The sequence below is a fragment of the Xanthomonas sp. F4 genome (assembly GCF_011761895.1).
The window spans coordinates 949,317-961,272 of sequence record NZ_JAASQX010000002.1 but is presented as its reverse complement, the minus strand read 5'-3'; the positions used below and the strand labels follow the sequence as shown (position 1 = coordinate 961,272).

Below are 11,956 nucleotides of genomic sequence, written 5' to 3'. Positions count from 1 at the left end.
TTTAGCCGATGTGCACGCGTTCGCCGGCGCCGGCCGCTGTCACCGCGCCGATCTGCCAGTGCGCCAGGCCCAGCGTGTCCAGGCTGCGCTCCAGCGCCGCCACCTGCTCCGGAGCGGCGACCAGCACGAAGCCGATGCCGCAGTTGAAGGTGCGCCACATCTCGCTGTCGGCCACCGCGCCTTCGCGCTGCAGCCACTCGAACACCGGCGGCAGGGTCCAGGCGCTGGCGCGGATGTCCAGGCCCAGGCCGTCCGGAATCACCCGGATGATGTTCTCGGTCAGGCCGCCGCCGGTGATGTGCGCCATGGCGTGGATGCCGTCGCCCTGTTCGCGCAGCAGCGACAGGATCGGCTTGACGTACAGCGCGGTCGGCGCCATCAGCGCGTCGGCCAGGGCCACGCCGCCGACCTGTAGCGCGTCGGGGCGCCCGGCGCGGTCGTAGATGCGGCGGATCAGCGAGTAGCCGTTGGAGTGCGGGCCGGAGGAGGCGATGCCGATCAACACGTCGCCCTGGCGCACCTTGGCGCCGTCGAGCAGTTGCGACTTCTCCACCGCGCCGACGGTGAAGCCGGCCAGGTCGTATTCGCCCGGCGGGTACATGTCGGGCATTTCCGCGGTCTCGCCGCCGATCAGCGCGCAGCCGGCCAGTTCGCAGCCGCGGGCGATGCCGCCGACCACCGCCACGGTGGTCTCCACGTCGAGCTTGCCGGTGGCGAAGTAGTCCAGGAAGAACAGCGGCTCGGCGCCCTGCACCAGCACGTCGTTGACGCACATGCCGACCAGGTCGATGCCGATGGTGTCGTGGCGGCCGAGCTGCTGCGCCAGCTTCAGCTTGGTGCCGACGCCGTCGGTGCCGGACACCAGCACCGGCTCGCGGTACTTGCCGGACAGGTCGAACAGCGCGCCGAAGCCGCCCAGCCCGCCCATCACCTCGGGGCGGAAACTGCGCTTGACCAGGGGCTTGATGCGTTCGACGACGGCATTGCCGGCATCGATGTCGACGCCGGCGTCGCGGTAGGTCAACGGGGCGGCGGCGGGGGGCTGGGAAGTGGTCACGGGCGGCGGGGTCGGGCGGAAAGGCGGCGATTTTAACAGGCCGCATTGGCGCTAGGCCCGCATTCGGGCAACAATTCGCCCCGGATACGCCGAGTACTGGACCCTTCATGCGCCGCAGCCTTGCCTTCCTCCTGTCTTTCGCACTGTGCCTGCCTGCCGCGAGCGCCCTGGCTCAGGCCGATCTGCGCACCGAGGGCGACGTGGCCGGCGCCACCGGCCCCTACGATGCGGAGGTGCCGGTCAACAGCCAGAGCGAGGGCGACCGCAACGGCGCCCTGGCCCGCGCGCTCGGCGTGGTGCTGGGCAAGATCTCCGGCGACAAGGGCGTGATGTCGCGGCCGGGGGTGAGCCAGGCGCTGCGCAACGCCAAGAACCTGGTCGACACCTTCGACTACCGCCAGGACCAGGGCACCTCGCCGAGCGGCGCCCCGACCTTCCGCACCATTCTGGTGGCGCGCTTCCGCCCGCAGGACGTGGATGGCCTGGCCGCGGCGCTGGGCCTGCCGGTGTGGCCGCAGCCGCGGCCCAAGCCGGTGGTGTGGCTGGCGATCGACGACGGCAGCGGCCCGCGCCTGGTCGGTGTGCAGCAGTCCAATGCCGCACGCAGCCTGCTCGACCGTGCGATCGAGCGCGGCTTCCGCCTCGGCCTGCCGACCGGCAGCGCCGCCGAGCAGGCGCTGGCCGGCGCGATCTGGCGCCAGGACACCGCCGCCGTGGCCAGCGCCTCGTCGCGCTACAGCCCGCCGATGCAGCTGATCGGCAAGCTGTACCGCGGCAAGGCCGGTGGCTGGACCGCGGACTGGACCTTCGTGGACGGCGGCAAGGTGCTGTCGACCTGGTCGTCCAGCGACGCCGACGCGCGTCGCGCCATGGCCAGCGGTGCCGATGGCGCCGCCGATGCCCTGGTCAAGCGCTACGCCAAGGCGGTCAGCGCCGGCCCGGCCGGCATCTACCGGGTGGTGATCACCGGCATCCGCAGCGCCGACGACTACCTGCGCGCCTCCGCCGCGCTGCAGAACGCCTCGGTGGTAAGGCGCATCGTGCCGATCCGCGCCGACGGCGATCGCCTGGAGCTGGACCTGGACCTGCTCAGCGGCGTGTCCGGGCTGAACCGCATGCTCGGCCCGGACGCCGCGCTGCAGCCGGTGGTCGCGCCGGTCGAGGGTCCGGTGATCCTCAACAGCGAGCCGACGGAGTACCGCCTGAAATGACGTTGTCGCCCGAAGCCGAGATCGCGCTGTTCCTGCGCCGCCTGAAATGGACGGCGGTGATCCTTGGCGTGCTGTGGGTGGTGTGGCTGCTGGCGCCGATCCTGACCCCGTTCGTGCTGGCGTTGCTGCTCGGCTGGCTCGGCGATCCGCTGGTGGATCGCCTGGAGCGCGCCGGGCGCTCGCGCAACATGGCGGTGACCCTGGTGTTCGTGCTGATGGTGCTGCTGCTGGTGCTGGCGCTGGTGATCCTGGTGCCGATGCTGGAGCGGCAGATCGTCACCTTCATCGACGTATTGCCGCAGGCGCGCGACTGGTTCATCGGCACCGCGATCCCGTGGGCCGAGCAGAAGACCGGGCTGGAGCTGATGACCTGGCTGGATCCGGAGCGGCTGATCGACTGGATCCGCGGGCACTGGCAGCAGGCCGGCGGCGTCGCCGCGACCTTCTTCGGCTACCTGTCGCGCTCGGGCTTCGCGATGGTGACCTGGGTGGTCAACCTGGTGCTGCTGCCGATCCTGACCTTCTACTTCCTGCGCGACTGGGACCTGCTGGTCGCGCGCGTGGCGGTCACCATCCCGCGCAACCATGTCGGCACCATCACCCGCCTGGCGCAGCAGTCCAACGAGGTGCTGGGCGCGTTCATCCGCGGCCAGTTCCTGGTGATGCTGGCGCTGGGCGTGATCTACGCCGGCGGCCTGACCCTGGTTGGCCTCAAGCTCGGCCTGTTGATCGGCATCGTCGCCGGCCTGATCAGCTTCATTCCCTACCTGGGCGCGACCACCGGCATCCTGCTGGCGGTGCTGGCCGCGCTGGTGCAGGCCAAGGGTTTCGACCTGCAGCTGCTGGTCCTGGTCGGCGTGGTGTTCACCGTCGGCCAGCTGCTGGAGAGCTACGTGCTGACCCCGCGCATCGTCGGCGACAAGATCGGCCTGCATCCGGTGGCGGTGATCTTCGCGGTGATGGCCGGCGGCCAATTGTTCGGCTTCCTCGGCATGCTGCTGGCGCTGCCGGTGGCGGCGGTGGCCAATGTGCTGCTGCACTACCTGCACGAGCAGTACCGGCAGAGCGACCTGTACGCGGGCGAGAAGTCGGCGATCCTGCTGGATACGGTCACCGAGCGCACCACCATCATCGAACTGCCGCCGCGCAGCCCCGATCAGCCGTGAGCGTGCCGCAACTGCCGCTGGCCCTGCGCTATCCGCCGGAACAGCGCCTGGACCGTTATCTGGGCGCGCCGGACGGGCTGCTGGCGCAGCTGCAGGCAGTCGCCGATGGCACCGCCGACGACTGGGTGTACCTGTCCGGCCCCGCCGGCACCGGCAAGACCCACCTGGCCCTGGCGCTGTGCGCGGCCGCCGAACAGGCCGGGCGCAGCGCCGCCTACCTGCCGCTGCAGGCCGCAGCCGGCCGCCTGCGCGATGCGCTGGAAGCGCTGGAAGGTCGCGATCTGGTCGCGCTCGACGGCCTGGAAGCGATCGCCGGGCAGCGCGAGGACGAGGTGGCGCTGTTCGATTTCCACAACCGTGCGCGCAGCGCCGGGGTGACCTTGCTGTACACCGCGCAGGCCATGCCCGACGGTCTCGCCCTGTCCCTGCCGGATCTGCGCTCGCGGCTCTCGCAGTGCACCCGCATCGCGCTGGCGCCGCTGGACGACGCCGGCCGCGCCGCCGTGCTGCGCGAACGCGCCCAGCGCCGCGGCCTGGTGCTGGAGGATGCGGCGATCGACTGGCTGCTCACCCACGCCGGACGCGACCTGGCCGGCTTGATCGGCCTGCTGGAGCGCCTGGACCGCGAATCGCTGGCGGCGCAGCGGCGGGTGACGGTGCCGTTCCTGCGGCGGGTGCTGGAAGGGCGGGGATTGGGGAGTCGGGATTCGGGATTGGACGAGCGTTGAGCGCCCGATGATCGCGACGGCCTGCGCCGCCCAGGCCGAGCGGATCGCCTAGCGCTTCCCGAATCCCGAATCCCGATTCTCCAATCCCAGCACCTCATCCAATTCCGCCAACCGCTGCGGCGTCCCCACGTCGGTCCAGCGGCCACGATGATGCAGGCCGTGCAACTGGCCGCGTTCGGCCTGTGCACGCAGCAGCGGCACCACCGAAAAGCGTGGCGGGACGCCCGGCGCGGTTGGCGCCGGGGCGGCGATGGTCTGCCAGTCGCGCAGCAGGGCAGGGCGGTACATGCCGATGCCGGCGTAGGTCAGCAGCGGTTCGCCGGTGTTGTGCACGTGTCCGTCGTCGCGCAGCGCGAAATCGCCGTGCGCCGCATAGGCCGGCGGATCCACCAGCACCAGTTGCGCCAGGCCGGGCGGCTCGGGCGCGAGCCGAGCGAAATCGAAGTCGGTCCAGATGTCGCCGTTGACCAGCAGGAACGGCGCCTCGCCGAGCAGCGGCAGCGCGTGCAGCATGCCGCCGCCGGTCTCCAGCGGCGTGGCGCCTTCGTAGGAATAGGCGATGCGCAGCCCGAACGCGCTGCCGTCGCCTAGCGTCTGCGGGAACTGTTCGGCCAGCCACGAGGTGTTGATCACCACCTCGCGCACGCCCAATGCGGCGAGCTTGCGCAGGTGCCAGACGACCAGCGGCGTGCCGCCCACCGCGAGCAGCGGCTTGGGCGTGTGCGCAGTCAACGGACGCATGCGCTCGCCGAGGCCGGCGGCGAAGATCAGCGCCTTCATGCGCCGCCCGCTGCGCGCTGCGCCAGGGCCGGCTTGATCCGCGTCTGCAGCAGCTGCGCCAACGGCTGCAGGCTGGGGTGCCGCGGCAACGCCTCGTCGAGGTAGGCGATGAAGCGCGGCACGTTGTCCAGGTACCAGGCCTTGCCGTCGCGGTAGTTCAGCCGCGCGAAGATGCCCAGGTTCTTCAGGTGGCGCTGCACGCCCATCCATTCGGCGTCGCGCAGGAACTGCGCCAGCGGCGGCACCGGGATCCCAGCCTGCAACGCCCGTGCGTGGTACCCGGCCAGCCAGGCGTCCACCCGCGCCAGCGGCCAACTCACCGTGGTGTCCTTGAACAGGCTCACCGGGTCGTAGGCCACCGGCCCCACCACGCAGTCCTGGAAATCCAGCACCGCCGGGCCGTCGGCTGCCGGCATCAGGTTGCGCGGCATGAAGTCGCGGTGCACCAGCACCTGCGGCTGTGCCAGCGCGTTGTCCATGAGCTGGCGCTGCACCCCGTGCAGGGCCGCGCGCTCGGCGTCCCCCAGAGTGATTCCCAGGTGGCGTTGCAGGAACCACTCCTCGAACAGCCCGGCATCGCGCTGCAGCAGCGCCTCGCCGAACACGCCCATGCCCGGCGGCGGCGCGATCGCCTGCAGGCGCAGCAACTGGCCGAGCGCGGCGTCGAAGTGCGCGTCCGCGGTGGTCGTATCGAGGCTTTGCGCCAGCGTCGGTTGCCCAAGGTCTTCCAGCAGCAGGAAGCCGGCCTCCGCGTCCTGCGCCAGGATCGCCGGCACCCGCACGCCGCCGCCGTGCAGCAGGGCGTGCATGCGCAGCCACGGCCGCACGTCTTCCAGGTCCGGTGGCGAATCCATCACGATGCGGCTGATGCCGTGGCCGTGGCTGCGCCAGTAGCTGCGCTGGCCGGCGTCCACCGAGGCGCGCTCCAGCGTCGCCTGCGCATCGTCCAGGGCCATGCGCGCCCAGGCCAGGCGGTGCGCGGCGCGTGCCGCAAGGACATCGGGAACGGTCGGACTGGCGCTCATCGGCAGGCTGCGGCGGAAACGAGCCGCACAGCGTAAACGGGCGCCGCCGCCGTGGCGAGCGGCGCCACGTGCCTCAGCGCTTGCTGGAGAACAGCCGCAACAGCGCGAGCAGGGCGATGGCGCCGAGCAGCGCGCCGAGGAAGCCGGCCGGCTCGCCGCGGCTGTACCAGCCCATGTAGTGGCCGAACCAGCCGGCCAGCAGCGCGCCGGCGATGCCCAGCAACACGGTGAACAGGCAGCCGGAGCGCCCGCTGCTGGGGCCGAGGAACCGCGCCAGCAGGCCGACCACGAAGCCCACCAGGATGATGTAGAGCCAGCTGTCACTGCCGAACAGAGTGTGCATGGAGAGCGTTCCGAGCGCGGAGGGGAGATCAGCGTCGGATCGTGCCAGATCGACGGTGATGGCGTCGATGCTTGCGCGCGCGGCGCGGGCGCTACAGCCCATGGAACCGGCCGCCCACGTTGCCCAGCGGTCAGGCTACGGAGAGGCGCCGCGTCTGGATCGACGCCTCTCCCGCAGCAACCAGGGAAGTCAGGCACTCAGGAAACCGGCTTCGCCAATCCCCAATCCCGACTCCCAAATCCCAGCCCCATCAACAGCAGCCGTGCCCGCCATGCTGCTCGCCGCCGGCCACCGCCGCGCTGCCGGTGGTCTCGCCGCGCAGGCTGGCGGCATGGTGGGCCGCGATCACCCGCGACACGCAGGCGGTCACCCGCTTGCCCATCGGGATGTGCAGGAACTCGTTCGGACCGTGCGCATTGGAATGCGGGCCGAGCACGCCGGTGATCATGAACTGCGCGCCGGGGAACTTCTCGCCGAGCATGCCCATGAACGGGATCGAGCCGCCTTCGCCCATGTACATCGCCGGCTTGCCGAACGCCGCCTGCGAGGCCGATTCGATCGCGTCGGTCAGCCAAGGCGACTGCGCCGGCGCGTTCCAGCCGGAGGAGGACTTCTCCAGCGCCAGCGACACTTCGGCGCCATACGGCGGGTCGCGCAGCAACACCTCTTTCAGCAGCTCGCCGGCGCGCTTGCCGTCCAGCGTCGGCGGCAGGCGCAGCGACAGCTTCACCGCGGTCTCCGGGCGCAGCACGTTGCCGGCCGAGGCCAGCGGCGGCAGGCCGTCGGCACCGGTCACCGACAGCGCCGGGCGCCAGGTGCGGTTGAGCACCAGCTCGGACAGGTCCTCGTGCATCGGCCGCATGCCGGGCAGGAACGGGAACTTGCTGTAGACCTCGTCGCCCAGCACCTCGGCGACCTTGCGCGCCTGCGCCAGCCGCTCCTCGGGGACGTCGGCGTACAGGCCCTCGACCTTGATCTTGCCGGTGGCCTCGTCCTCCAGCCGCGACAGCAGGTCGCGCAGCACGCGGAAGCTCGACGGCACCACGCCGGAGGCGTCGCCCGAATGCACGCCTTCGCTGAGCACCTTGACGCTGAAGTTGCCGCCGGCCAGGCCGCGCAGCGAGGTCGTGCACCACAGTTGTTCGTAGTTCCCGCAGCCCGAATCCAGGCACACCACCAGCGACGGCTTGCCGATCCGCGCCGCCAGGTGATCGACGTAGGCAGGCAGGTCGTAGCTGCCCGATTCCTCGCAGGCCTCGATCAGCACCACGCAACGCGCGTGCGGGATGCCCTGGTCCTGCAGCGCCTGGATCGCCGCCAGCGAACCGAACAGCGCATAGCCATCGTCGGCGCCACCGCGGCCGTACAGGCGGTCGCCCTTGAGCACCGGCGTCCACGGGCCCAGATCGGCGTCCCAGCCGGTCATTTCCGGCTGCTTGTCCAGGTGCCCATACAGCAGCACGGTGTCCTCGCCGGTCGCCTCGCTGCTGGCCGGCACCTCCAGGTAGATCAAGGGGGTGCGGCCTTCCAGTTGCACCACCTCCACCTGCAGGCCGGGGATGGCCTGGGCCCGCGCCCAGCGCTCCATCAGCGCCACCGCATCGGCCATATAGCCATGTGCGACCCAATCGGCGTCGAACATCGGCGATTTGTTGGGGATGCGGATGTAATCGACCAGTTGCGGGACGATGTCGTCATCCCACTTTTCGCTCAGGAAACGGTCGATCTTGGCACTGTCCATGAAAAACTCCGAGGTGATTGCACACGTGTGCATCCATTCTACGCCCCGCTGCCCGTGTAGGGTTTTTCCTACACGGCGACGCGCCGTTTACCTGCTGTTTGTGACGCGCTCCGACGATAGGCTGTACCCATGTGGCGAGCGATGCTGACAACGCCGGCAGGAAAGGCCGGCGAAGTCCCCATCCAAGTCACAAGGAGCGTTGCCATGCAGTCTTTTATCGTGGTCCTGAAGTCGCTGGTCGTTGCCCTGATGCTGTCCGGTTCCGCGCTCGCTGCGGACAAGGTCAACATCAACTCCGCTGGAGCGGAGGAAATCGACCAGGTGTTGGTGAACGTGGGAGCCTCCAAGGCTCAGGCGATCGTCGACTACCGGCAGGCGCACGGACCTTTCAAGAGCGCCGAGGAACTGGCACTGGTGAAAGGCATCGGACTCAAGACGGTCGAACGGAACCGCGACCGGATCGAAGTGGGCGCCACGAAGGCACCCGCGCCGACAGCCGCCAAGCAGGCAGCTGCCAAGCCGGTGGAAAGGCGTTAAAGGGATTTGCAACGAAAGGGATAGGGCCGGCGCTGGACGCGCGGCCGCAGCCTCACTGAGCAGGATGCGAGGGGGGAAGGCAGGAAGCCGACAGGGAGGTACATCGTCGCCCGGCGTTGCACAGTGACGTGCAGCCGGGCGATGTTTTTTTTGGGCCATGGTGCGGCTTGCCTGGCAGCTGCGGGCGCGCCAGGGACAGGCGCCGTTGCCATGATCGTGCAGAATGCGCGCATGGATTTGCATACGCTGCCCGCGCGGGTGATTCCCGCCAACGAGTACCGCCGCGAACGCTGGCGCAACGGCCTGGGCTGGACCCGGGAGATCCTGCGCTTGCCGATGTCCGGCGACGACTGGCTGCTGCGCCTGTCCATCGCCGAGATCGAGCAGGACGCCGCGTTCTCCGCTTTTCCCGGGATCGACCGCGAACTGGTGCTGTTGCGTGGCAATGGTGTGCGTCTGCGTTTCGACGATGGCGAGGAGCAGGTGCTGCAGGACCCGTACGCGCGCCTGCGCTTTGCCGGCGAGTGGCCGCTGCGCGGCGAGCTGCTCGATGGGCCGACCCACGATTTCAACCTCATGTGGCGTCGCGACCGGCTGCGCACGCAACTGCTGCACCGGCCACTGGTCGGGCCGATGTTGTTCTTCGCCGAACCGGGTGTCGCCTGGGTCGTTCATCTTCTGGCAGGGCAAGCGCAGTTCGATGCGGCCAGCGGACTGCCGCCATTGGCGGCCGGCGACAGCGCCTGGCTGGCCGCCGATGCTAGACGCCGCTTCGCTTTGAGCGGGGGCGGGGAGTTGTTGGCGATGCGCATCGAGGCCGCAGCGACGTCCGCGGACTGAGCCTGCGCGACCGCGCGCGCGGGTCTTGCGGCGTCGGCGCCGACCGCGTCCAATGCGCGAACGCGGCCATCCGGGTCGCACAGCGGAAGCCGACAGGTGGTCTCGGACAACAGGTGGTTGGCGAAAATTCTGGTGGCGGACGCGGACGCGGCCTTGCGCGGCCGGGTTCGCGATTACCTGGCCTGTTTCAACCTGCAGACGCACGACGCCGACAGTGCGCCGCAACTGCAGGCGCAACTGGCGGCCGGGCATTACGACGCAGTGGTACTCGATGCCGGCCTCGACGGCGCCGAGGGCCTGCGCCTGTGCCGGCAGCTGCGCGACCGCGGTGACATCGCCATCGTGATGATGGGCGACCGCGCCGAGCCGGTGGACCGGGTGATCGGCCTGGACCTGGGCGCGGACGATTTCCTGGTGCGGCCGCCCGATCTGCGCGAACTGGTGGCGCGGCTCAACGCGGTGCTGCGCCGGGTGCGTGCGACCCAGCCGCCGCCGGCTGCGCACGGCGGCTGGCAGGTCGATGCCGCGCGTCACCAGGCGGTGGCGCCGGACGGGCGGACGATCCCGCTGTCCCCTGGCGAACTGCGACTGATGGCGGTGTTCCTCGAACAACCCGGCGAAGTGCTCAGCCGCGAGGTGCTGCGGACGGCGTTGGGCGACGGCGAGGCCAGCGTGCCGCCGAGCAGCCGCGGCATCGATCTGCAGGTCTCGCGGCTGCGCCAGAAGCTCGGCGACGACCCGCTCGTGCCGCAATGGATCCGCACGGTGCGCGGCAAGGGCTATGTGTTCGAGCTGCAGCGCATGGGGTTGCCGACCGCGCGCTGATGGCGTGACGGTCGGGCGCTCCTGCCATGCCCGTCGCGGCGGACGCCGCGTCCGCATATGCCCGGCCACGCGCGGGATGCAACGCGACGCGTGTGCCCTGTCCGCGGAATGGCTGGTGCGTCTCGACAGCGCGTGTTCCAGATCGTCGCTTGGGCGCGGTAGCGCCTGGCGAGGCACTGCCTCAGGTCGCGTCGCTCCGTTCGCGCCTTCCGACGCGCATCGTCATCGCCAAGCGCATGCGCGACGCGACCGGGGTAGCCGATCGCACACCGTGGCGTTGCCGAAAACGGTCTAGCCGTGAGCCGGCCCATTCGCACCTCCCAATGTGCGTCGCCATCGACGAGTGCATGCGCAAGGCGGCTGGTTAGCCAATCGCACACTAGCGTGCCGAAAACGGTTTAGCCGCGAGGCGGTCCAGTCTCACCTCCCAATGCGCATCGCCATCGCCGAGTGGATGTGCAACGTAGCCTGGTGTCCTATCGCACACCTTCGTGTTGCCGAAGGCTTCCTCGCAATGTGGCCCACCCTGCGACAAGCGTTTGTCATTGGGTCGATAAGCATTCCCTGCGTGTCGCACCGTATCGCCGCCGTAGCCGCCGCAGCTGCGGGCGGGCAGCGGTGGACACCCGCTCGTCGTTCCGCACACCGGCGCATGGTGTCGCGCGGTGTTCTGGCGTTCTTCCGTGACCGTGGATCCAGGCGCAGCGCTCTGCGCTCAGGCCTCCGCCAATGCAGCGAACGCGCGGCTGACCCGTTCCTGCAGGCCGCCGCGCTGGCGCAGCACGAAGCGCACCGCCAGCCCTTCGCGTTCGGCACAGGTCAGGCCAGCCTCGGCGCCCAGCACGCTGAGCGCGGTGGCCCAGGCATCGGCGCGCATGGTATCGGCGGCCACGACGCTGACCGCGGCGAGCGTCGCGGCGATCGGCTGGCCGCTGCGTGGATCCAGCAGGTGTCCGTAGCGGTGGCCGTCCTGTTCGAAGTGCTGCCAGCGGTCGCCGGAGGTTGCCACGGCCAAGCCGTCGACCGCGAGCGTGCGCGGGGATGCATCGCCACGCAGGCCGTCCTCCGGGGCCGCCTCGAGCAGCACGCGCCACGCTTGCCCATCCGGCTTGCGGCCATAGCCGTAGAGATCGCCGCCGACCTCGACCAGTGCGCTTTCCACGCCGCGTGCCTGCAATGCTCGGACTGCCAGGTCGACGCCATAACCCTTGGCGATCGCCGACAGATCCAGGTGCAGCCCGCCGGGCTGGTGCCAACGGCCATCGTCATCGACGCGCAGCCGCCGCCAATCGCCGGCAGCGCGCGCCTGGCGCAATGCCCCCGCGTCGGGCACGCGCCGATCTCCTGCCATGGCGCCGAACCCCCACACGCCGACCAGGGCGCCGATGGTGGGATCGAAGGCGCCGCCGCTGCGTTGTGCCACGTCCAGTGCGCAGCGCAGCACGGTGTCGAGCGCGGCGGGCAAGGCGTGCCAGGTGTCGGTATCGGCGCGGTTGTAGCGGCTGAGGTCCGATTGCGCGTCCCAGGTGCTCATCTGTGCGACGACCAGATCGAGCTGCGCCTGGATCGCGTCGCGCAGTGCGTGCAGGTCGCTGCCAAGGGGTGGCAATAGCCTGACGCTCCAGCGCGTGCCCATGCTTCTGCCGTGCAGCGTGGCGATGCCGGCGCTGAAGCGCGATGCGGTGGGTGAAGCAGGGTGGTTC

The 11,956-nt window shown here is 70.1% G+C and carries 12 protein-coding genes; 6 read left to right on the top strand and 6 right to left on the bottom strand.

The genetic code is table 11. The features are described 5' to 3' along the window. Position 1: 1 nt before the first annotated feature. Complete coding sequence (gene purM, locus FHR66_RS12090; protein WP_160971115.1) at positions 2-1,024, bottom strand: phosphoribosylformylglycinamidine cyclo-ligase; 1,023 nt, start codon at positions 1,022-1,024, stop codon at positions 2-4. Positions 1,025-1,164: 140 nt separating this feature from the next. Here purM and FHR66_RS12085 point away from each other — a divergent pair, with 140 nt between their 5' ends. From FHR66_RS12085 to hda, 3 genes are read left to right on the top strand one after another with little or no spacing between them, the layout of a single operon-like run. Then, positions 1,165-2,268, top strand: a complete 1,104-nt coding sequence (locus FHR66_RS12085) for a DUF2066 domain-containing protein (RefSeq protein ID WP_160970002.1) — start codon at positions 1,165-1,167, stop codon at positions 2,266-2,268. Continuing rightward, positions 2,265-3,434, top strand: a complete 1,170-nt coding sequence (locus tag FHR66_RS12080) for an AI-2E family transporter (RefSeq protein WP_160970000.1) — start codon at positions 2,265-2,267, stop codon at positions 3,432-3,434. Before FHR66_RS12085 ends, FHR66_RS12080 begins: the two co-directional genes overlap by 4 nt. Further along, complete coding sequence (gene hda / locus FHR66_RS12075; protein WP_160969998.1) at positions 3,431-4,162, top strand: DnaA regulatory inactivator Hda; 732 nt, start codon at positions 3,431-3,433, stop codon at positions 4,160-4,162. Before FHR66_RS12080 ends, hda begins: the two co-directional genes overlap by 4 nt. A gap of 48 nt (positions 4,163-4,210) precedes the next feature. Here hda and murU read toward each other — a convergent pair whose 3' ends face one another. The 4 genes from murU to FHR66_RS12055 form a co-directional block, all read right to left on the bottom strand. Continuing rightward, the gene (gene murU / locus FHR66_RS12070) at positions 4,211-4,942 is read right to left on the bottom strand and encodes an N-acetylmuramate alpha-1-phosphate uridylyltransferase MurU (RefSeq protein ID WP_160969996.1); all 732 of its coding nucleotides are present in this window, start codon (positions 4,940-4,942) and stop codon (positions 4,211-4,213) included. After that, positions 4,939-5,967, bottom strand: coding sequence for an aminoglycoside phosphotransferase family protein (locus FHR66_RS12065; protein WP_160969994.1), 1,029 nt, complete (start codon positions 5,965-5,967; stop codon positions 4,939-4,941). Before FHR66_RS12065 ends, murU begins: the two co-directional genes overlap by 4 nt. 73 nt (positions 5,968-6,040) lie before the next feature. Continuing rightward, positions 6,041-6,310 (bottom strand): GlsB/YeaQ/YmgE family stress response membrane protein, encoded by a 270-nt coding sequence (locus FHR66_RS12060; RefSeq protein ID WP_010344083.1) that lies wholly within the window; start codon positions 6,308-6,310, stop codon positions 6,041-6,043. A gap of 250 nt (positions 6,311-6,560) precedes the next feature. Further along, the gene (locus FHR66_RS12055) at positions 6,561-8,051 is read right to left on the bottom strand and encodes a M20 family metallopeptidase (RefSeq protein ID WP_160969992.1); all 1,491 of its coding nucleotides are present in this window, start codon (positions 8,049-8,051) and stop codon (positions 6,561-6,563) included. A gap of 204 nt (positions 8,052-8,255) precedes the next feature. On the opposite strand from FHR66_RS12055, the gene FHR66_RS12050 reads away from it, so the two are divergent. The 3 genes from FHR66_RS12050 to FHR66_RS12040 all read left to right on the top strand — a co-directional run bounded on the left by FHR66_RS12050 (position 8,256) and on the right by FHR66_RS12040 (position 10,253). Then, complete coding sequence (locus FHR66_RS12050) at positions 8,256-8,588, top strand: ComEA family DNA-binding protein (RefSeq protein WP_160969990.1); 333 nt, start codon at positions 8,256-8,258, stop codon at positions 8,586-8,588. A 210-nt stretch (positions 8,589-8,798) separates the two neighbouring features. Then, on the top strand, positions 8,799-9,428 hold the full coding sequence (locus FHR66_RS12045) for a HutD/Ves family protein (protein WP_160969988.1): 630 nt from the start codon (positions 8,799-8,801) through the stop codon (positions 9,426-9,428). Between the two features lie 132 nt (positions 9,429-9,560). Continuing rightward, a complete protein-coding gene (locus FHR66_RS12040) occupies positions 9,561-10,253 on the top strand; it encodes a response regulator transcription factor (RefSeq protein WP_160970010.1) in 693 nt (230 codons plus the stop codon). Positions 10,254-10,968: 715 nt separating this feature from the next. Here FHR66_RS12040 and FHR66_RS12035 read toward each other — a convergent pair. Next, positions 10,969-11,889, bottom strand: coding sequence for an FAD:protein FMN transferase (locus FHR66_RS12035; protein WP_160970008.1), 921 nt, complete (start codon positions 11,887-11,889; stop codon positions 10,969-10,971). Positions 11,890-11,956 lie beyond the last annotated feature (67 nt).